This is a genomic window from Streptococcus mitis, assembly GCF_047459985.1.
GTDB classification, from domain to species: Bacteria; Bacillota; Bacilli; order Lactobacillales; family Streptococcaceae; genus Streptococcus; species Streptococcus mitis_DZ.
This window is the reverse complement of record NZ_JASHHD010000003.1, coordinates 68576-87263: the sequence shown is the minus strand read 5'-3', so window position 1 is coordinate 87263 and position 18688 is coordinate 68576. Positions and strand designations below refer to the sequence as shown.

The 18688-nt window shown below is 36.5% G+C and carries 16 protein-coding genes and 3 pseudogenes; 1 reads left to right on the top strand and 18 read right to left on the bottom strand.

The features are described 5' to 3' along the window. Positions 1-33 precede the first annotated feature (33 nt). From QM959_RS03490 to QM959_RS03460, 7 genes are all read right to left on the bottom strand, one after another. Entirely contained in the window at positions 34-1575 is a 1542-nt protein-coding gene (locus tag QM959_RS03490; protein WP_247935350.1) for an ABC-F family ATP-binding cassette domain-containing protein, read from the bottom strand. A 1-nt stretch (position 1576) separates the two neighbouring features. Then, a complete protein-coding gene (locus QM959_RS03485; RefSeq protein ID WP_247935351.1) occupies positions 1577-2059 on the bottom strand; it encodes a VanZ family protein in 483 nt (160 codons plus the stop codon). Further along, positions 2059-3144 (bottom strand): 23S rRNA (adenine(2503)-C(2))-methyltransferase RlmN, encoded by a 1086-nt coding sequence (gene rlmN / locus QM959_RS03480; protein WP_414371457.1) that lies wholly within the window; start codon positions 3142-3144, stop codon positions 2059-2061. Before rlmN ends, QM959_RS03485 begins: the two co-directional genes overlap by 1 nt. A gap of 20 nt (positions 3145-3164) precedes the next feature. Then, positions 3165-3695, bottom strand: a complete 531-nt coding sequence (locus QM959_RS03475; RefSeq protein ID WP_414371454.1) for a YutD family protein — start codon at positions 3693-3695, stop codon at positions 3165-3167. A 262-nt stretch (positions 3696-3957) separates the two neighbouring features. Further along, positions 3958-4563 carry a superoxide dismutase SodA gene (sodA, locus tag QM959_RS03470; protein ID WP_414371452.1) on the bottom strand — a complete coding sequence of 202 codons (606 nt, stop codon included), beginning with the start codon at positions 4561-4563 and terminating at the stop codon, positions 3958-3960. 369 nt (positions 4564-4932) lie between these two features. Next, positions 4933-5970: a DNA polymerase III subunit delta gene (gene holA, locus QM959_RS03465; RefSeq protein ID WP_414371449.1), complete on the bottom strand. Its 1038-nt coding sequence runs from the start codon at positions 5968-5970 to the stop codon at positions 4933-4935. A 31-nt stretch (positions 5971-6001) separates the two neighbouring features. After that, entirely contained in the window at positions 6002-6937 is a 936-nt protein-coding gene (locus QM959_RS03460; protein WP_414371446.1) for a dihydroorotate oxidase, read from the bottom strand. Between the two features lie 225 nt (positions 6938-7162). Between QM959_RS03460 and gdhA the strand changes: the two genes are divergently transcribed. Beyond that, a complete protein-coding gene (gene gdhA / locus QM959_RS03455; protein WP_414371443.1) occupies positions 7163-8509 on the top strand; it encodes an NADP-specific glutamate dehydrogenase in 1347 nt (448 codons plus the stop codon). A gap of 239 nt (positions 8510-8748) precedes the next feature. Here gdhA and QM959_RS03450 read toward each other — a convergent pair whose 3' ends face one another. The 11 genes and pseudogenes from QM959_RS03450 to QM959_RS03400 all read right to left on the bottom strand — a co-directional run bounded on the left by QM959_RS03450 (position 8749) and on the right by QM959_RS03400 (position 17853). Then, complete coding sequence (locus tag QM959_RS03450; RefSeq protein WP_000237019.1) at positions 8749-9936, bottom strand: tyrosine-type recombinase/integrase; 1188 nt, start codon at positions 9934-9936, stop codon at positions 8749-8751. Then, positions 9908-10177 carry a DUF3173 family protein gene (locus tag QM959_RS03445; RefSeq protein WP_000450956.1) on the bottom strand — a complete coding sequence of 90 codons (270 nt, stop codon included), beginning with the start codon at positions 10175-10177 and terminating at the stop codon, positions 9908-9910. The genes QM959_RS03450 and QM959_RS03445 overlap by 29 nt, the downstream gene beginning before the upstream one ends. 306 nt (positions 10178-10483) lie before the next feature. Further along, a complete protein-coding gene (locus QM959_RS03440) occupies positions 10484-10705 on the bottom strand; it encodes a helix-turn-helix domain-containing protein (RefSeq protein ID WP_049498444.1) in 222 nt (73 codons plus the stop codon). 999 nt (positions 10706-11704) lie between these two features. Further along, a pseudogene (locus QM959_RS03435) lies at positions 11705-11916 on the bottom strand (helix-turn-helix domain-containing protein). Between the two features lie 164 nt (positions 11917-12080). Next, complete coding sequence (locus tag QM959_RS03430; protein WP_070586232.1) at positions 12081-13262, bottom strand: MFS transporter; 1182 nt, start codon at positions 13260-13262, stop codon at positions 12081-12083. 22 nt (positions 13263-13284) lie between these two features. After that, entirely contained in the window at positions 13285-13896 is a 612-nt protein-coding gene (locus QM959_RS03425) for a condensation domain-containing protein (protein ID WP_070586233.1), read from the bottom strand. A 115-nt stretch (positions 13897-14011) separates the two neighbouring features. Continuing rightward, positions 14012-14266 (bottom strand): annotated as a pseudogene (locus tag QM959_RS03420) (transposase); the annotation flags it as partial. Between the two features lie 261 nt (positions 14267-14527). Then, positions 14528-15001: pseudogene (locus QM959_RS03415) on the bottom strand (ATP-binding cassette domain-containing protein); the annotation flags it as partial. A 315-nt stretch (positions 15002-15316) separates the two neighbouring features. Then, positions 15317-17140, bottom strand: a complete 1824-nt coding sequence (locus QM959_RS03410) for an SAG1250 family conjugative relaxase (protein ID WP_070586235.1) — start codon at positions 17138-17140, stop codon at positions 15317-15319. Then, positions 17127-17492 carry a MobC family plasmid mobilization relaxosome protein gene (locus tag QM959_RS03405; protein ID WP_000401233.1) on the bottom strand — a complete coding sequence of 122 codons (366 nt, stop codon included), beginning with the start codon at positions 17490-17492 and terminating at the stop codon, positions 17127-17129. Before QM959_RS03405 ends, QM959_RS03410 begins: the two co-directional genes overlap by 14 nt. A gap of 4 nt (positions 17493-17496) precedes the next feature. Continuing rightward, complete coding sequence (locus QM959_RS03400; RefSeq protein WP_000817622.1) at positions 17497-17853, bottom strand: SAG1252 family conjugative relaxosome accessory protein; 357 nt, start codon at positions 17851-17853, stop codon at positions 17497-17499. Positions 17854-18688 lie beyond the last annotated feature (835 nt).

Genomic DNA, 18688 nt, shown 5'->3' with positions numbered 1-18688 from the left:
ACATTCGGTACTGTATTTCTTTTATCCTTATTTTTAAGTTAGATTGTTAAAATCCCAAATCTGGTCCATCCAGCCTTCATAAAAGTCTGGTTCGTGGCAAACCATAAGGATAGATCCCTTGTATTCTTTGAGAGCGCGTTTAAGTTCATCCTTGGCATCCACATCCAAGTGGTTGGTCGGCTCGTCAAGTACTAAAACGTTGTTTTCACGATTCATCAAGAGACAGAAACGCACCTTGGCTTGTTCCCCACCTGACAAGACCTGAATTTGACTTTCGATATGTTTGGTTGTCAAACCACAACGAGCAAGGGCTGCACGGACTTCTGCTTGATTAAGGGCTGGAAAGGCATTCCAAACTGCTTCTAGTGGTGTTTGACGATTGCCCCCTTCTACTTCCTGCTCAAAGTAACCAAGTTCTAGGTAGTCACCGCGTTCCACTTCCCCAGCGATCGGTGGAATAATCCCCAAGAGAGACTTCAAGAGAGTTGTTTTCCCGATACCATTAGCACCGATAATAGCAACCTTTTGATTGCGTTCAAAGGTAAGATTTAAAGGCTTAGTAAGAGGACGATCATAACCAATCTGCAAGTCCTTGGCTTGGAAGATAAAGCGCCCTGGTGTACGAGCTGGTTTGAAATCAAAGGATGGTTTTGGTTTCTCACTTTGCAACTCGATAATATCCATCTTATCCAATTTCTTCTGACGAGACATGGCCATATTTCGTGTTGCAACACGCGCTTTGTTTCGAGCCACAAAATCCTTGAGGTCGGCAATCTCTTTTTGCTGGCGTTCGTAGGCAGCCTCCAACTGAGATTTCTTCATTGCATAAACTTCTTGGAACTGGTAATAGTCACCAGAATAACGCGTCAGCTGTTGATTTTCCACATGATAAACAATATTGATAACGTCGTTCAGAAATGGAATATCGTGCGAAATAAGGACAAAGGCATTCTCATAATTCTGCAGATAACGCTTGAGCCATTCAATATGCTCAGCATCCAAGTAGTTGGTCGGCTCGTCCAAGAGCAAGATATCTGGCTTTTCAAGGAGAAGCTTGGCCAAAAGCACCTTGGTTCTTTGCCCACCTGACAAAGAAGTTACATCTGTATCCATACCAAAGTCCATAACACCAAGGGCACGCGCTACTTCATCAATCTTAGCATCCAAGGTATAGAAATCACGACTCTCCAGACGGTCTTGAAGTTCGCCAACTTCTTCCATGAGAGCATCAACATCCGCTCCGTCTTCAGCCATTTCCATATAAAGGTCATTGATACGGGATTCAGCTTTGAAAAGCTCATCAAAGGCTGTACGGAGAACATCACGCACCGACTGCCCTTCAGCAAGTACTGAGTGCTGATCCAAGTAACCAGCAGTAACATATTTAGACCACTCAACCTTCCCTTCATCTGGCAACATCTTACCAGTCACAATACTCATAAAGGTTGATTTCCCTTCACCATTGGCACCGACCAGACCGATATGTTCTCCCTTGAGAAGACGGAAGGACACATCTTCAAAAATTGCACGGTCACCAAAACCGTGACTCAGATTTTTAACTTCTAAAATACTCATTTTAATTCCTTATCTTATTTTTATGTAATCGTTTATAAAGTAGCCAAGCCAGATAGCCACCCAAGGTATTGGTCCACAAATCATCAATCTCAAATACCCGATTGAAATCAAAGAAAAAGTCTAAAACTAGCTGTGTGCACTCGATTCCAAGACTCACTAGAAAGCTAAAAAGAAGAACCTTTTTTGTTTTCTGCAAGTTTGGAAGGAGATAAAGGAGTTGGAAAATCAGAGGAAAAAGCAAGAAGACATTGAGGATATTTTGTAAAAAAATCCAACATAATTGTCCAATGTCACTCACTTCACCCAGTTTCCAGAGAGAATTGAAAGGAGTCAAAAGAAAAACCAGGCGTCCAAGATGCTGAATACCTGGAGTTTCCACTCCCACAGGAGATTGTTCTTGAGGAGTAAAGCAAAAATAGACAATGCAACTGCTATAGAAAATGACTCCCCAGACCAAAACATGATTATAAGTTTTCTTCATCATTAAGGATTGACTGCTGCGACTGCTTTCTGGCGGTCACGTTTTATTGTGTTAGAGCGCAATTGTCCACAAGCCGCATCAATATCTGTACCGTGCTCTTGACGAACCACACAGTTGACACCTTTTTTCTTAAGCGTATCATAGAAAGCCATCACGCGCTCTTTGGGGCTACGGCTATATTGGTCATGCTCACTAACTGGGTTGTAAGGAATCAAGTTGACATAAGACAATTTCTTGATGTTCTTGAGTAATTCAGCCAATTCCAAGGCTTGTTCTACACCGTCATTGACTTCATTGAGCATGATATACTCAAAGGTCACACGACGGTTGGTTGTCTCAATGTAGTACTCAATAGCCGCAAAGAGTTTTTCAATCGGAAAGGCACGGTTAATCTTCATGATGCTTGAGCGCAATTCATTGTTAGGTGCGTGAAGGGAAACGGCAAGATTGACCTGTACACCTTCATTAGCAAAGTCACGAATTTTATGGGCCAAACCTGAGGTTGAAACCGTGATGTGACGAGCACCGATAGCCATTCCCTTGTCATCATTAATAGTACGGACGAAATTCAAGACATTATTGTAGTTATCAAATGGCTCACCTATTCCCATGACAACGATATGGCTGACGCGTTCATCCTGACCACGCTCATCAAAGTATTTTTGAACCAGCATGATTTGCGCTACAATTTCACCGTTATTGAGGTCCCGTTGCTTCTTAATCAAACCAGAGGCACAGAAGGTACAACCGATATTACAGCCGACCTGAGTCGTCACACAGACTGACAAACCGTAGTGCTGACGCATCAGTACAGTCTCAATCAACATACCATCAGGCAGCTCAAAGAGATATTTGACCGTACCATCGGCAGACTCTTGCACGATACGCTGTTTCAAGGGATTGACCACAAACTGGTCATTGAGCTTAGCAATCAAATCCTTAGAAAGGTTGGTCATTTCTTCAAATGACTGGACACGTTTACGGTAGAGCCATTCCCAGATTTGATCTGCACGGAATTTCTTTTCTCCCTGCTCCAATACCCATTCCTGCATGGTTTGACGTGTTAAACTATAAATTGACGGTTTCATTTCTTCTCCTTATTCTCTACTCACTTCTGACGAATGACAAAATGACGTTGCCCCTTGTCCTCTTTCTGAGAATGTTGGTCCTTCTGACGACGTCTATTTTTCTTATCTGCATTCGGTTTTCGTTTGGTTTGAGTCGTTTTCTTTCCTTTTCTAGAAGTCTGGTCTTCTTCCTTCTTACGCATTTTCTTGTCAAATGATGCTCGCTTAGGGGCTTCATTTTCTAGGACAAAATAGGCACAACCATAACTACAATACTCTAAAAGGTAGTCTTGTAAACGACTGATTTTTTCAAGTTTTTCTTCTGTTCGGTCATCCTTATAAAAACCTCGTAGGCGAAGCTGTTCGTTGCTCCAGTCCCCCACGATATAATCAAACTTGGTTAAGACTTCTGAAAAACGCTGATTAAAAGCCGTCACATCAAAGGCATCCTTGATATTTTCCACCAAGGAAAAAGCTATCCCTTCCGTTTCGACCTTGTCCCCGTGTAAATGGAACTCAGGACCAGGAAACTTGTTATAGTTGTATAATTCAGGTGCAATTTCTTTTCGCATAGATATCCTTTTTCCACGATTACTTATACTCAATGAAAATCAAAGAGCAAACTAGGAAGCTAGCCGCAGGCTGTACTGGAGTACGGCAAGGTGAAGCTGACCTAGTTTGAATTTGATTTTCGAAGAGTATTAATACTTTATTCTACCATAATTTCTAACACTTAGCACGTTTCTCATAAAAATGAAAAAAGTCTGACGATTTTGTCAGACCAGAATCATATAACCTAAAAAAGAGAAGAACAATTCTTCCCTCCGTATATCATTATTTAGCAGCTGCGTACAATTCATCTACTTTGTTCCAGTTGATCACTGAGAAGAAAGCTTTGATGTAGTCAGGACGCACGTTGCGGTATTTCACGTAGTAAGCATGTTCCCAAACGTCCAATCCCAAGATTGGTTTTTTACCCTCTGAGATTGGTGTGTCTTGGTTAGCTGTTGAAGTCACTTCAAGTTTACCTTCTTTGTTGACAACCAACCATGCCCATCCAGAACCGAAACGAGTTGTTGCTGCTGCAGTGAAGGCTGCTTGGAATTCTTCAAATGAACCAAATGTTGCATCGATTGCTGCTGCAAGTTCTGCTGATGGAGCTGTTTTCTCAGGAGTCATCAATTCCCAGAAAAGAGCATGGTTCAAGTGTCCACCACCATTGTTAATGAGCACTTGACGGATATCAGCTGGGATAGATTCTACATCAGCAAGCAAGGCTTCAAGGTCTTCACCAATTTCAGGGTGTTTTTCAAGAGCTGCATTAGCATTGTTGACATAAGTTTGATGGTGTTTGTCATGGTGCAAGTGCATTGTTTCAGCATCGATGTATGGTTCCAAAGCGTCGTATGCATATGGAAGATCTGGTAAGATAATAGCCATCTGTAATACCTCTTTTTCTTTCTATATGAAAATGATAACGCAAACATTCACTTTTTTCAAGTTTTTTGCTTATAGATAGGGAAATCACTGAATATTTTCTAATAATGCTTTTCGAAAATCTCTTCAAAGCACGTCAGCTTCACCTTGGATTATATATGTGACTGACTTCGTCAGTTCTATCTGCAACCTCAAAACTGTGTTTTGAGCTGACTTCGTCAGTCTTATCTACAACCTCAAAGCACTGCTTTGAGCAACCTGCGGCTAACTTCCTAGTTTGCTTTTTAATTTTCATTGAGTATAAAACAAGCAAATCACTAAGAAACCCACGACAAGATAATCCTGACGCGGGTTGTAGTTTCAAAAATAGTATCAATCTACCTGACTAGCAATCTGTAAGAGTGCCTTTTCAAAAAGGAAACCTTTTTCATAAAGACCTGTCTTAATCTGATAATCTGTCTCAATCAAATAAGAAATAGCTTGCTTCAAAAAGCTCAAGGACAGTCCTCGCGCATCTCTCAGCGCAAACTTAATCTGATAGGGATTAGGATTGCGTCCCAGATAACTGCCTAAACTACTTGCAATCTGCGATTCTGTTTGACCAGACTCCGCCAAAATCTTCACCTGGGTAAAAGTCCGAAATTGTCCCAGCATGACTGCAATCAGTTTGATTTCATCTTCCCCTTGCAAAGTCAAGTCTCTAACCAAGTCGCGCGCCTGGTCCATCTTTTTAGTCAGAATAAACTGAGTTAAATCAAAAATATTGTCCTGTAAGGTCTTAGGAATAGCATTGATAATATCTTCTTCCTCGATAACAGAGTCTTCCTTATAGGACTGTAAAAAGAGGAGATTTTTCTGAATTTCGCTAAATTGAAAACCAGATTTGATAAGGAGATTTTCAAAAGAATAATTGGCAAACTGCAAACCTTGTTTCTGACTCCACTTTTGAAAATACTGGCGCAGTTCTTGTTCTTTGACTTCTACTGCATCAAAGACCTTGGCATCACGCTTAAGTAATTTGACCAACCGTCTTTTGCTATCCAGCTTTCCTTCTGCAAAGATTAACAACTTGGTTGTTGGTGAAGGATTGTCAAGGTATTCCTCAAAAGATTTGAGCTCAGCATCTGTCAAAAAGCGTTTCTTGGCTGTCGTGATATCAACAAAATGGTCTAGTGTCACGATTTTCTCATCCGCAAAGAAAGGGAGACTGACCAGCTCCAGTTCCACATCCTTGTAGACTACTTCTTTCATATCAAAGTAGGCAAAGTTGAGGTCAGCAGAATCATAACCAATCTGTTTCAACACTTGACTCTTCATAACTTCAAACTGACCCTGATCTGTCCCTGTAAATAGGCTCAAGCTCGGTAAATTTGATAAAGTCAACTTCTGACTTTCTTCAATGGCAAGCATCTTCTCTCCTTTCTTCTGATTTTTAATGAATTTAATCGATATAGCGCAATTTCCCACGGAAATCTTCTAGGCTCTCATATCCTTTTTCCGCCATGATTGCTTTTAGTTCATTGGTAATTCGGTCAAAAGCACCAACGCCTTCTTTGTGAAGGGTTGTTCCCACCTGCACCATACTGGCTCCACAGAGGATGTGTTCAAAGGCATCACGACCAGTCAAAACGCCACCTGTTCCGATGATTTGGATTTGAGGATTTAAGCGTTGGTAGAAAGCGTGAACATTGGCTAGAGCAGTCGGTTTGATATACTCTCCACCAATGCCACCGAAACCATTTTTAGGACGGATAACGACAGACTCGTCTTCTATATAAAGGCCATTTCCGATAGAGTTGACACAGTTGACAAACTTGAGCGGGTACTTGTTGAAAATAGCTGCCGCTTGGTCAAAATGAACAATGTCAAAATATGGTGGCAATTTAATTCCCAGAGGTTTTGTAAAGTAAGCAAATACTTCTGCCAAAATCCGGTCTGTTGTCTCAAAATCATAGGCAATCTGAGGTTTACCTGGAACATTTGGACAGGAGAGGTTTAGCTCAGTCAGGCCACGAAAGTCACTCTCTTGGACTTTTTTCAAGATGATATGGGTTTCCTCTGGAGACATGCCGACTAGAGATAAGAAGAAAGTTCGGTTCGGCTCTTTTTCCTGCAAATCCAAAAGATAGTCCAAATAATAGTCTAAGCCATTGTTTGGCAAACCCATAGAGTTGATAGAACCAAGTGGAACATCTTGGTAGCGAGGCTCAGGATTTCCCTGACGGAAGTCCAAGGTCGCTGTCTTAGTGACAAAAGTTCCTGCCGCTGAGTTTTTAACCCCTTCTAACTCCGCTATCGTCATACAAGCCACACCTGCTGCATTCATCAAGCAATTGTCAAACTCAAAACCAGCAATTTGTGTTTTCGTTAATACCATGATTCTGATCCTCCGGATTCCTTTTATTGCTAATATTATACCATATTTTCAGATTTTCTCTTTAAGAAAGTCATTTATAAGAAAAACGTTCGTTTTTTATCTACTTTCAAACAAAAAACTAAATTGAAAGAATTTTTAGAAAATTTATGTTTTTTTCTTTACAGTAAAAAAAAATTCTGCTATAATGACTCATGTAATAAAATATGACAACAAAAGGAGAACGATATGACATCTGCTAAAGAATATATCCAAAGCGTGTTTGAAACTGTAAAAGCTCGTAACGGGCACGAGGCTGAGTTCCTCCAAGCTGTTGAAGAATTTTTCAACACTTTAGAACCTGTATTTGAAAAACACCCTGAGTATATCGAAGAAAATATCTTGGCACGTATTACTGAACCAGAGCGCGTGATTTCTTTCCGTGTTCCTTGGGTTGACCGTGATGGAAAAGTTCAAGTAAACCGTGGCTACCGTGTTCAATTCAACTCAGCTGTTGGACCATATAAAGGTGGACTTCGTTTCCATCCAACTGTAAACCAAGGGATTTTGAAATTCCTCGGATTTGAACAAATTTTTAAAAATGTCTTGACTGGACTTCCTATCGGTGGAGGTAAAGGTGGTTCAGACTTCGATCCTAAAGGTAAAACTGATGCTGAAGTGATGCGCTTCTGCCAAAGCTTCATGACAGAATTGCAAAAATACATCGGACCATCACTTGACGTACCTGCTGGTGATATCGGTGTCGGTGGACGTGAGATTGGTTACCTTTACGGTCAATACAAACGCCTTAACCAATTTGATGCTGGTGTCTTGACTGGTAAACCTCTTGGATTTGGTGGTAGCTTGATTCGTCCAGAAGCAACTGGTTACGGTTTGGTTTACTACACTGAAGAAATGCTTAAAGCAAATGGCAACAGCTTTGCTGGTAAGAAAGTCGTTATTTCAGGTTCTGGTAACGTGGCTCAATACGCTCTTCAAAAAGCAACTGAACTCGGTGCAACTGTTATCTCTGTATCTGACTCAAATGGTTATGTCATCGATGAAAATGGTATCGACTTCGATCTTTTGGTTGATGTTAAAGAGAAACGTCGCGCTCGTTTGACTGAGTATGCAGCTGAGAAAGCAACTGCTACTTATCATGAAGGCTCTGTCTGGACTTACGCTGGTAACTATGATATCGCTCTTCCATGTGCGACTCAAAACGAAATCAATGGTGAAGCAGCCAAACGCTTGGTTGCTCAAGGCGTGTTCTGTGTATCTGAAGGTGCCAACATGCCAAGCGACCTTGATGCCATCAAAGTTTACAAAGAAAATGGTATCTTCTATGGACCAGCAAAAGCTGCCAATGCTGGTGGTGTAGCCGTTTCAGCTCTTGAAATGAGCCAAAACAGCCTTCGCCTCTCATGGACTCGTGAAGAAGTTGACGGACGTCTTAAAGACATTATGACAAACATCTTCAACACAGCTAAAACAACTTCAGAAACATATGGTCTTGATAAAGACTACCTTGCAGGAGCAAACATTGCTGCCTTTGAAAATGTAGCAAACGCTATGATTGCACAAGGTATTGTTTAAGATTTATTGGCTCAATCCTCAATCACTATGATTGGGGATTTTTAGGTTGAGTTAAACAGTTGGAAAATTACTTACTCTCCCCTTTTTTGCCCCCTGACACGAAAAAATAAAAACCGCTACTCCTAAGAATAGCGGTTTAATCATGTTTTTAAGCTACTAATGTAGTTGCTCTATTATTTAAGAGTAACAATTTGCTAATCTTATTTTCTCCCAGTATTAGTGGGTTAATTCCTCCATTTTCAACTTTGGCAGGAATTTGGTAGGTAAATTGATAATCCAAGATTATCTAAACTGTTTGTAATCTCTTCTGAAATTGTTGAATCACCTGAATAATACCAGTGACTATATGTATTCAACGTGGTTGACTTATCAGCGTGTCCTAATCGATATGAAACATATAAAGTATCCTTATGTAACACATTTATAAGATAAGATGCATGACTATGTCTTAATCCTTTCCCCGTAATTTCTGGTACACCAGTAATCTTAGCATGCCTTTTTATTATCCTAGAAATTGTAGACTTACACAAGGGGGCACCAAAACGTGATATTACATAATCTTTATCATCATTCTTGATTTGAACTTCTCGCCATTTTTTAAGTATTGTAATCGTAAAATCATCTAAATCAATTTTACGATTACCTGCTACTGTCTTTGTTTGTTGTTTAGCATACCATACACCGTTTTTGTCTTTCTCAATTGTCGAATGAACATGAATCCATTTACGTTCAAAATCAATATCTTCCCATTTAAGAGCAATACCCTCACTAACTCTTAAGCCAGTCATAAAATATAACCAGATCGTCATGTAATTATGGAGTCCCTCATACTCACTAATATCAAAAGAGTTTATTATCTTCTTAAATTCATCAAATGTCCAAAATTTTGTATCAGGGTGCTTTCCTCTAGGATTATCTAATCCTTTAAAAGGAACTCTATCAATATAACCCAATCTTTCTGCATAGCCCAGACATGCTTTAAATCTAGACCACATATTTTTAGCATAGTTACTAGAATACTTGTCTATAATAGCTAAGCGAAATCTTTCACAGTCAATAGTACTAATATCTGATAATTTTTTACTACCAAATTGCTTAATAAATAACTGATGATGTGGTAAAGCGGTCTGATAAGTTACAAATTGAACTTTTTGTTGATAATATTTTAAATAAATCTCTTCCATAAACTCTCTAAAAGTTAGAAAACTATTATTAATAGTAGAGTTCACAAATTCATGTTTTAAACGAAGTATCTCTTCATATGCTTCCTTAAAAGAATTAAACGGTAGTCCCTGTTGATTTTTCCTTCCTTTCTTTTGAATTCTTTTCCCAGTTATTGGATCAACTCCTAATTCAATTTGAAAATAAATTTTTCCTTTTGAATCTTTGTATACACCTTTATATTTCTTTGTCTTTGATATAACCATTTTTCTCACCTTCTATATCTGAAAAAGAAATACCAATTAAATTTTCTACAATATTTTTAGGAGCAATGCCTAACCTTTTATTATCGAAAGGTGAACATCCTAATTGTACCGCATTCTTATCATTTTTTCTAGCTTCTTCAAACTTTTTTACAGCAATCTTTTTTGCTTGTCTAATAATATTTCTCGATGTGTGCTCTGGAAAACCAATCGCAACTAAATCTTTATAGTTTACCGTTTCCATGATTTTACTACTTCCTTTCTTAGATTTTTTTCACCTCAATGGCATGACTGATGAAGTCATCATAAGAATTTCACTTGCTGCTCTTTTACGGTGGCAGCCTGAACGGTCAGAAGTATCATTGTATATCATTTGTATCATGGCATATAAAGTATCGCTCTATTTTATTGATGGTTTTAAAATCGCTCTTGTCATGGCGAGCCATTCAAATCTGCTCCACAAATGAGGAAAGTACCATTTTGGACTATTTAATTGTCAAAGAACAAATAAAAAATCTCCTCATTTTCACACTCTATGAAATTGAGGAGATTATTTTCTAAAGCGAATTTTATCAGGAAAATCTGTCAATCCCAATAGATAGTCTGTACTGACATCGTAAAAGCTTGAGAGAGTTACCAATACATCTGCCGTCAAGGCATGCTCACCCCGTTCAATTTTAGCATAAGCTGAGTTTGTAAACGAAAGTATTTTAGCTATTTGTTTTTGGGTTAAATCGTGATCTTCCCTCAAATCTCTCAAACGTCTGTACATCTAGCTTTCTCCTGAGAAAAGTATAATATATAAAACTAAGATATCTTTCAAAGTGTCCAAACTGGACATTTTGAACTAAAATTAATTTATTAAACACTTCTCATAAGCATATCTATTAACCGTCTGGGAGCAAAGATTTTATCAACTATTTAAAATTACTGACTTTCAAAAATTAGTCTTATTGTAAAATCAAGTGAAACACAAAAGACATGTTTATCTAATATATTATAGTCTCAAAAATATTACAAAATTATAGGAAAATGTTCACAAATCAATCATACAAGCACTTCTCTGAAGCTGAACAATACTAAATTTTAGTTTTATTTAAACAAAGGAAAAAACTGCTTATACTGCTCGTTGTTAGGATAGAAAACATTCTATTTTTACTTGTAAAACTAACCGAGATTCTGTAACACCGGTGAAACAAATCAATGATAGAAGATCTACTGATAACAGTATTATGCAAATCCAATCTAGAATTTTCATTATCAATCTATAGAAGTTAGCCATTACTTATAACTAAATAAGATTTAGCCTGACTTTCTGACAGAGTTCACATAAGTGAAGAAAGAAAAACCAAGGAGACATAGTATGAAAATTTTTATTCACACTTATAAATTCCAACATTTTGATTATGTGAATATTAGTCAGCATATTTCAGGAGTATAAAAAATTAAGCATTGAAAGTTGCACACTATATTTTACTACTGATTATTCCAAAACATTCCCTCCTAATAACAAGTTACTCTAAGTTGATCCCAGTGGGAATGACTGGTGATATTACTACTCATGGGAGTTTCACCCACTATCTTTTTACGATGGCAGCCTAAACGGTTAGAAGTATCATTGTCCTCACTTGTGTCATGACAGATAGAGAACCACTCTATTTTATAGCTAATAATTTTCGCACCTATCACGGCGTATATCACTAAATTGCTCGACAAATAAGAAAGTCCCACCTCGGTTTATTCAATTGTCAATGAACAAATCAAGGAGAGACTATTTCATTTTATGTTTTATCATATCTGGACAATCTGTTAACCCTAATAGGTAATCCGTACTAACGTTATAGAGTTTAGAAAGTTGCACAAGGACATCTGCCGTTAGGGCAACCTCTCCTCTCTCAATTGTGCATAATTTGTATGAGGGAAGGAAAGTAAATTTGCAACAAATTTTTGGGTGAAATCGTGATCTTCTCTCAAATCTCTTATCCGTTAGTACATCTAGCTTTCTCCTAAGAAAAGTATATGTCACTTTCAGAAAAAGCTAGGAAATTGTCATAATATGACAGAAGTTTTTTCTCTGTCTATTTTTTACAAAAATCAACACCGATTGAATAACTCATCATAGTAATTACTTCAATGCCATTTCGAATTCATTTTAAACTCTTCAATGCAAGTTTTAAGAGTATACAAGTTAGTAAGTCACCTACTCCTACAACTCCAAAAACAAGTAATGTTTTAAAGTTAAAATATGAAAATACAACCGTTCCTAAAGGCATTAACATTAAAGCAAAAAATGCAATTATACTAAATACCCTTCCTAAATATTCCTTTTCAATTGTAGACTGTAAATACGATAGCATTTGAACATTAAAAATTGTCATAGCTAATGATGATAATGAAAACAAAAGTAAAGTAATCGACCAGATCTTCACTAAAGGAATCATAATCAGTGGTAAAGATGATATCAAAAGGAATGTACTATATTGGTTTGACGAAAAACTTCTTTTAAAAAAATTATTCGATACAGCCCCAATAATATTCCCAACTGCTTGACCAATTAAAATCATGCCATATAACTTATCCAAATCGTACATTTTATTAATAAACGGTAAATAAAAGTTTATTCCTGATGAAAAGAAGTTAATCATCGAACTTGAAATCAGTAAAAGAAGTAACTCTTTATTGTTATAAATGTAACTAAATCCATACTTTATTGAAAAGGCGTCAGATTTTTGGGGAGAGTCATCAAAAAAATTTAATTCAGTGAAAAAAACTGATAAACACCCAGATAATAAAAAGCTAAGAGAATTAATTAGCATTCCATATTTATATCCTACTAATGCTATCGTGAGGATCCCAATAACTGGAGATAGGATACTCAAAAATTCCGAAATTGATTTTGAATAAGAATTATATTTAATAATGTTATTTTTACTTAATAAATCTCCTACTATTGCTCTATAAGCAGGAGCATTAAATGCATATAGAATCGCTAAACAAATATTTGTAACTATCAACATATATACATTACTTTCACTATAAAACATAAAAACTATAAAGGTAAGTAAACTAGCTATAAAATCAGTAACAATTAATATTTTTTTCTTATTCTTACTGTCCGCAAATACACCTCCAAAAAGGCTGAATAACAATTGTACAATGATCTCTGAAAATTGATAAATCCTCATGTAGTAATTTGATTTACTCTCCGAAGAAGCTATAACCAATTTATTGGCGTAATCATAAATTGTAGTGCCAAATTCATTTAATTGACTACTGATAATTAATAGAAAAATATTCTTTTTTTCTAATTTGTTGTTTTTTGATTCCATCTAAATATCCCTCCCATGATATTCAAGATAAAAAATTCTCAAATTCTTGTTTGACTAGTTTACAAAACTCTTCCATGAATTCTAGTGAATAGTGTTGTGAGTCGCTAGTAATACTAATTTCAAATGCATTGTCTGTCTTTTCAAGAAGTACCATAAAAATTGATTTTTGATAATTATTATCCGATATCATGTTATTAATTGAATAATTAGTTCTTTTTAAAACTTTCCATGAAGTATCTGCAAAAGAGTCACCCAAATAATTAAATAATATATCTGGGCAAGCAACCTTTGATAAAGATTTTTTCACCTTGCTATACATGAGGCCATTATTTGGAACTGCTAACATTCTTCTTTCAATTTCATCACATTGAGCAACAAAATCTCTTTTTACATCAAAATTTATTGGATATTCTGAAGTAAACCACCCAACTACATCAATAACATTTTCTAAAAAGTCTTTAAACATTCGTCCATGCCCTTCTAACATAACTTGAATATTATTTTTTTGAGATATCATTGCAAAACATCGTACAATTAGTGATAAAAGAAAACGCTCAACTTTTAAATTACTTTGAATCACTTTTAAATTATCTTGTGAAAATTCTAGCTTTAAATAGTTTTTTTGTATTTTCAAACATTTTACATCTTTTTTTCAATCTTTACAAGCTTTTTCTAGTATGAAGCACCCATGTTTCTCTGATTACCCCTATTTTTTTAAAAGATAAATTGCAAGAATAAGTGCAACATTTTTACCACTTATTTGAAAGTACCTCGAAGGGTGTTCTGTAACCTAAACATTTGCGTGGTAGATGGTTGATATGAAACAGTGCTGAGAACAAGTCTTCATCACTAAAGCTTGTTAAATCAGCCTTCTTAGGGGAATATTCTCTGAGTAAACCATTGGAGGTTTCGTTATTTCCCCTTTGCCAAGAAGCATAGGTATCCTCAAAGTAAAAATCAATACCAAGATCTTCTATCAAAGGGTAACAAGAGAATTCCTTTCCATTACAGAAATTTCATCACTACTATGGCTTCGGCTGAGAGCCTGCCCCAGCCATTGTTATTCAACGAAGAATAAGTTGATAACAACAATAGGCGAGGGTACTTCTTATGATTAGTTGTTACTACGTCTTATTTACTCCCATGAGACCTCACGGGATAAGTCGTACAAAGAAAAAAAGCAACGATTTTACGCTGCTTTTTACATCATGGATATTGATTAGCTATCAAAAAAATAAAATGGTTCACCTATTTAGTTTACTAAATCAACCTTCAAAGTAATCCTCTAGAAGCAAGTTATTATTTAGAATGCATAACTTTTTAAAATGTAATCTTTCTTGAAAATATGTGTCATGACAAACCAAAAGTATCGAACCTGGATAACTTAATAAGAATTTTTCTAGTGCATTAAGTGAGGTAATATCAAGAAAGTTTGTTGGTTCATCTAAAATAAGAAAATTTGAATCGCTCAGAAGGACTGATGCAAGTTGGCCTTTAACTTGCTCACCCCCAGAGAGCTTGCCAAACGGAACAAATATTTTATCAAATTTTAAATCTAGCATTGCAAGAAAGTTTATAATTAATTGTTTATTATGACTACTTGTTTCATATATATTATCAAAGAGTGTTTTATCTTGGTCTAGTGTATTTAATTCTTGACTATAATACCCAATTTTTAAACCTTTTGAAAAATATCCATCTATTTCTTGATTTACTATACTTTTTAATAATGTAGTCTTTCCAGATTTATTTCTCCACCTGCTCCAGTTTGATAGTTGAAGTCAGGTTCATCTTGGCAAAGAGATTGAAAAGAAAAATGATAAATAAGAGTAAACGATAAGATAAAACCATTGAGCAGTTGAATTTATCCAACAAATCAATAAAAAAACTAGTAAGGAAATAAGTGAATAAATATAAGGAGATATTTGCTCAAAATGATGATTTTTTTGTATCGTATGTGATAACTAAATCTACGACTGATGCAATAAAAATTATCATAATTCCAAATATGTTTTATAAAAGATACACATTTTATATAATGGTTGTCTGGGTTCCTATTTTTGAAAACATATCCCTTCTTCTTTTGAAATTTTCTTACTCAAACGATTGATAAACTTATTCACTTTAAATACGATATTCTCATATCTATTGCTCTCTAATTCTATCTGGATACCTAACTCATTCAATTCCTTCTCAACAACATCAATGCCAATTTTATCAGTTATATTCAATTTTGAAAGATTCAATTTCATTTTTTGCTTATTTTCAACTGAAGCCAGTAAATATTCTGCTACTTGATTTAAGGTTGTCACTCGTTCTTGCAAAGCATTGATTCTCAATTCTGAAGCTGCCAATTCATGAATTAAATCATCTTTAATTGTAATATAAGAGTGCTTATCCATATCCAGCTCAAGTAAAGTATACACTTCCTCAATCTTCTCTTTAATCATATCGACTGTCGTTTTTCTGCGGAATGGAATCGTTTGATTTTCAGAGCTGAACTGTCTAATCAAGGTTCGACCTTTCATGTAGCGATTCTTCTCAGGATCGTCTTTATGATAGACATAGTAGGAGCTAGTTTCTCTAATAAAAACTTTCACCTTCTCCTCTTCAATATCGAGCTGCATATTCGGCACAAAGATAAGCCCCTCCTGACGAATACCAAACTTGACCTTGATGTAAATACCATCATCTACTACTTTTTCAATTTGATTGAGTGACAACTCTACCTCAAACTCATGAACGGCATCTCTGTTGCTCTTGAACTCTTGATAGGATTCCCAGAACTTCTCATCTCTTGGGAGTTCTTTTTCTTTGGAAAATTTTTCTTCTTGATAAAATTGAACCAAATCCTCAATTTCTGGATTTTGCCAATCTTTTCTACTCTCAAAATAATCTTGGAAAAATTCTACACCATAAAGATTTTTCTGGTCTAGTTCTGTCTCTTTCACCTCCACTCCTGCCAACTGGAAATACACATGCTTTTGTTTGGGAATGATAGTTAGATCAAAAAGTTTCGCAGTTTCAATCAAGTCATCTATATTCTCAGCCTTTGATAAGAGAAATTCCATGAGTTCTTCCATTTCCCTTTTGGCAAAGTAATTCTTAAAAAATTCTTCTGTATAAGGTTGCTTGCGATTGAGTTTATTGCCACGCACCACCTGTTTCATGGATGAGTCCGTCATAAAAAAGGTCGCATGCTTGTGGCTAAAATCCATTTCTACATGTAGTAGTGGAGCATTCTTTTTGAAATCCTCAAAGTCTCTAGAATGTTCCATCAAAAAATAGAGTCGCTGCTTGAGTTCATACTTGTGATTGGTCTTGCGATAAACTTCATACTGCTGGTGAGAATAGCGATTCTCTATAATTTTCGCCCCTGCAATTTTAGAAAATCTATCTGAAATCATTCGAAGATTTCGCTCCACTTTATAATCCCACTTAAGTTTTTTGTCAGAATTGCTGTCAACCGAGTTTATAATGATGTGATTATGCAGATGGTCTTTATCAACGTGGGTCGCAACGATAAAGCGAAACTTTCCACTAGTCAATTCTTTCATGGTCTCATAACCAATCTGATTGATTTGTTCAGGAGTGAGATTGTCCTCTGGCGAAAAGGACTGAATAATATGATGAGCATGGATTTGTCGTTGTTTCTCCTCCAGCCTATCGTGTCGAAAATCGTAAAGCGTGTCATTGTTGATAAAATTTTCATGATACATCTGCACCATTTCCTCATAGCTAGGAAAGTCCAGAAAATTCCTCATATCATAATCCGACACTAAGGTAAGATTTTTTGTTTTATCAGGATTGAGAATATACTTGATGAGCTTTCTGCGATAACTCTTTCCATGAATGGCAAAATGCTTAGTGATGACCATGGAACTCCCTCAGCTTTTGAGCTTGTATTGTAAATTCTTTCTCAACTTCTTTTATCAATTCAGCGATTCCCTTTTTCAACTCTTGCAATTCTTCGCTAGAAATCAACTGAGATTGGTTCACACTTCGAGCAATCTGATTGATGTTATTGCCAATCCTCTTCAACTCAAACACTAAGTCTTGGTAGCCATTTGTATCAATGGTGATGAAATTCATTCCAGGGTCAAGTAGGGTGCGTCTCGCATATTCAGAAAAAGATTGGCAGCTACTTTGGTCGATATTTCTATTTAGTTGGTTCAACTCAATATCAGACAAAAACACTTTCTTGAGATTGATTCGGTAACGATGTTCCATGTGTCTACCTCATATATTTGTCTTGGAAGTCTTGACTGAGAGGAATGGAGTTGCCAACTTCTTTAATCAATTCCTGTACGCAGGTTAAGAGAATAGATACATGTTCCTGGGTGACTTGACGTTCTGACTGGATCGAAATTAAAATCTCATGAACATCACGGCTGATTTGTTCTAGTTTTTGAGATTGCCAAAGGGTGAACCATATCTCTATCTGTTTTTGTAAATCAGAGGAGAGTAAACTTTTACGGAGAAAATCTGAAAAATTAGTATCTCCCTGCTCTCTCATCAAAGCTAAAATTTGCTTTTCCTCTTCATCTGTTAGGCGAAATTGTTTCCGAATATCACGCACGTCTCGTTTCATACTGCTACTTCCTTTCCAAAATACCTGTACTGACAATGTCTGCTACCGTACAATGTCCGTACACTTTTACACCAACTGATTTTCATTCTTGTAAGGCTTTGCGAGCTCAGATATTGTGTCCACAATATCCCAAAAATCATATCGCCAGCCGACCAAAACCTTCTAGTTTTGACAGCCAACGATAAGATAACTTGGTGGCTTCGCCCCCAAACCCCCAGTTTAAATTTGAGGATCGATTTTCTTTGGATGATATTAGGATAGCAAGGATTATTTGAAGAAGTTATCACAGATCGATTAGGGACTAATCTCTAGCCCCTCTCACACCACTGTGCGTACCGTTCGGCACACAGAGGGCCAACTAAGTTTTAACGAAAGCATTATTCTCACTCATCTTCTCATTTTACAATTCGTTCTATCAGTGCCGTCCTATATTTATAATCAGCTTCCATCATTTACATTTTCAGTTCACTGTCTTTTCAGGCGAGGAATTAGGATTGACAAATTTAATTAGAGAGATATTCATTTAGTTATTCACCCTTCGCTCCATTTCCATTACAGAAATTTCTTCAATACTATGGGTTCAGCTGACTCCCATGATTCGTTGTACTACGTCCTAAACGCTCACGGAATAAGCCGTACATCTTTCCTAGTTTACTCTCGTAATTTACGTATATAGGTTACGACACCTATTTGGATTTTAGAGTTCCTCATCCGATATATGGCTTCAAGTCACGATTCCGTTTATAGAGCCTTGATTCCGCTAATTCCTTCCTCTCCCCCCTACCTCACGATATTCACCCTTAGGAGTCGCTATTGGTTTCATCTGCAGCAGATA

What these genes read in the sequence shown, in the direction of transcription:
- QM959_RS03490 (WP_247935350.1), bottom strand. Translation starts at nt 1,575, where the DNA reads ATGAGTATTTTAGAAGTTAAAAATCTGAGTCACGGTTTTGGTGACCGT.
- QM959_RS03485 (WP_247935351.1), bottom strand. Translation starts at nt 2,059, where the DNA reads ATGATGAAGAAAACTTATAATCATGTTTTGGTCTGGGGAGTCATTTTC.
- rlmN (WP_414371457.1), bottom strand. Translation starts at nt 3,144, where the DNA reads ATGAAACCGTCAATTTATAGTTTAACACGTCAAACCATGCAGGAATGG.
- QM959_RS03475 (WP_414371454.1), bottom strand. Translation starts at nt 3,695, where the DNA reads ATGCGAAAAGAAATTGCACCTGAATTATACAACTATAACAAGTTTCCT.
- sodA (WP_414371452.1), bottom strand. Translation starts at nt 4,563, where the DNA reads ATGGCTATTATCTTACCAGATCTTCCATATGCATACGACGCTTTGGAA.
- holA (WP_414371449.1), bottom strand. Translation starts at nt 5,970, where the DNA reads ATGCTTGCCATTGAAGAAAGTCAGAAGTTGACTTTATCAAATTTACCG.
- QM959_RS03460 (WP_414371446.1), bottom strand. Translation starts at nt 6,937, where the DNA reads ATGGTATTAACGAAAACACAAATTGCTGGTTTTGAGTTTGACAATTGC.
- gdhA (WP_414371443.1), top strand. Translation starts at nt 7,163, where the DNA reads ATGACATCTGCTAAAGAATATATCCAAAGCGTGTTTGAAACTGTAAAA.
- QM959_RS03450 (WP_000237019.1), bottom strand. Translation starts at nt 9,936, where the DNA reads ATGGTTATATCAAAGACAAAGAAATATAAAGGTGTATACAAAGATTCA.
- QM959_RS03445 (WP_000450956.1), bottom strand. Translation starts at nt 10,177, where the DNA reads ATGGAAACGGTAAACTATAAAGATTTAGTTGCGATTGGTTTTCCAGAG.
- QM959_RS03440 (WP_049498444.1), bottom strand. Translation starts at nt 10,705, where the DNA reads ATGTACAGACGTTTGAGAGATTTGAGGGAAGATCACGATTTAACCCAA.
- QM959_RS03430 (WP_070586232.1), bottom strand. Translation starts at nt 13,262, where the DNA reads ATGGAATCAAAAAACAACAAATTAGAAAAAAAGAATATTTTTCTATTA.
- QM959_RS03410 (WP_070586235.1), bottom strand. Translation starts at nt 17,140, where the DNA reads ATGGTCATCACTAAGCATTTTGCCATTCATGGAAAGAGTTATCGCAGA.
- QM959_RS03405 (WP_000401233.1), bottom strand. Translation starts at nt 17,492, where the DNA reads ATGGAACATCGTTACCGAATCAATCTCAAGAAAGTGTTTTTGTCTGAT.
- QM959_RS03400 (WP_000817622.1), bottom strand. Translation starts at nt 17,853, where the DNA reads ATGAAACGAGACGTGCGTGATATTCGGAAACAATTTCGCCTAACAGAT.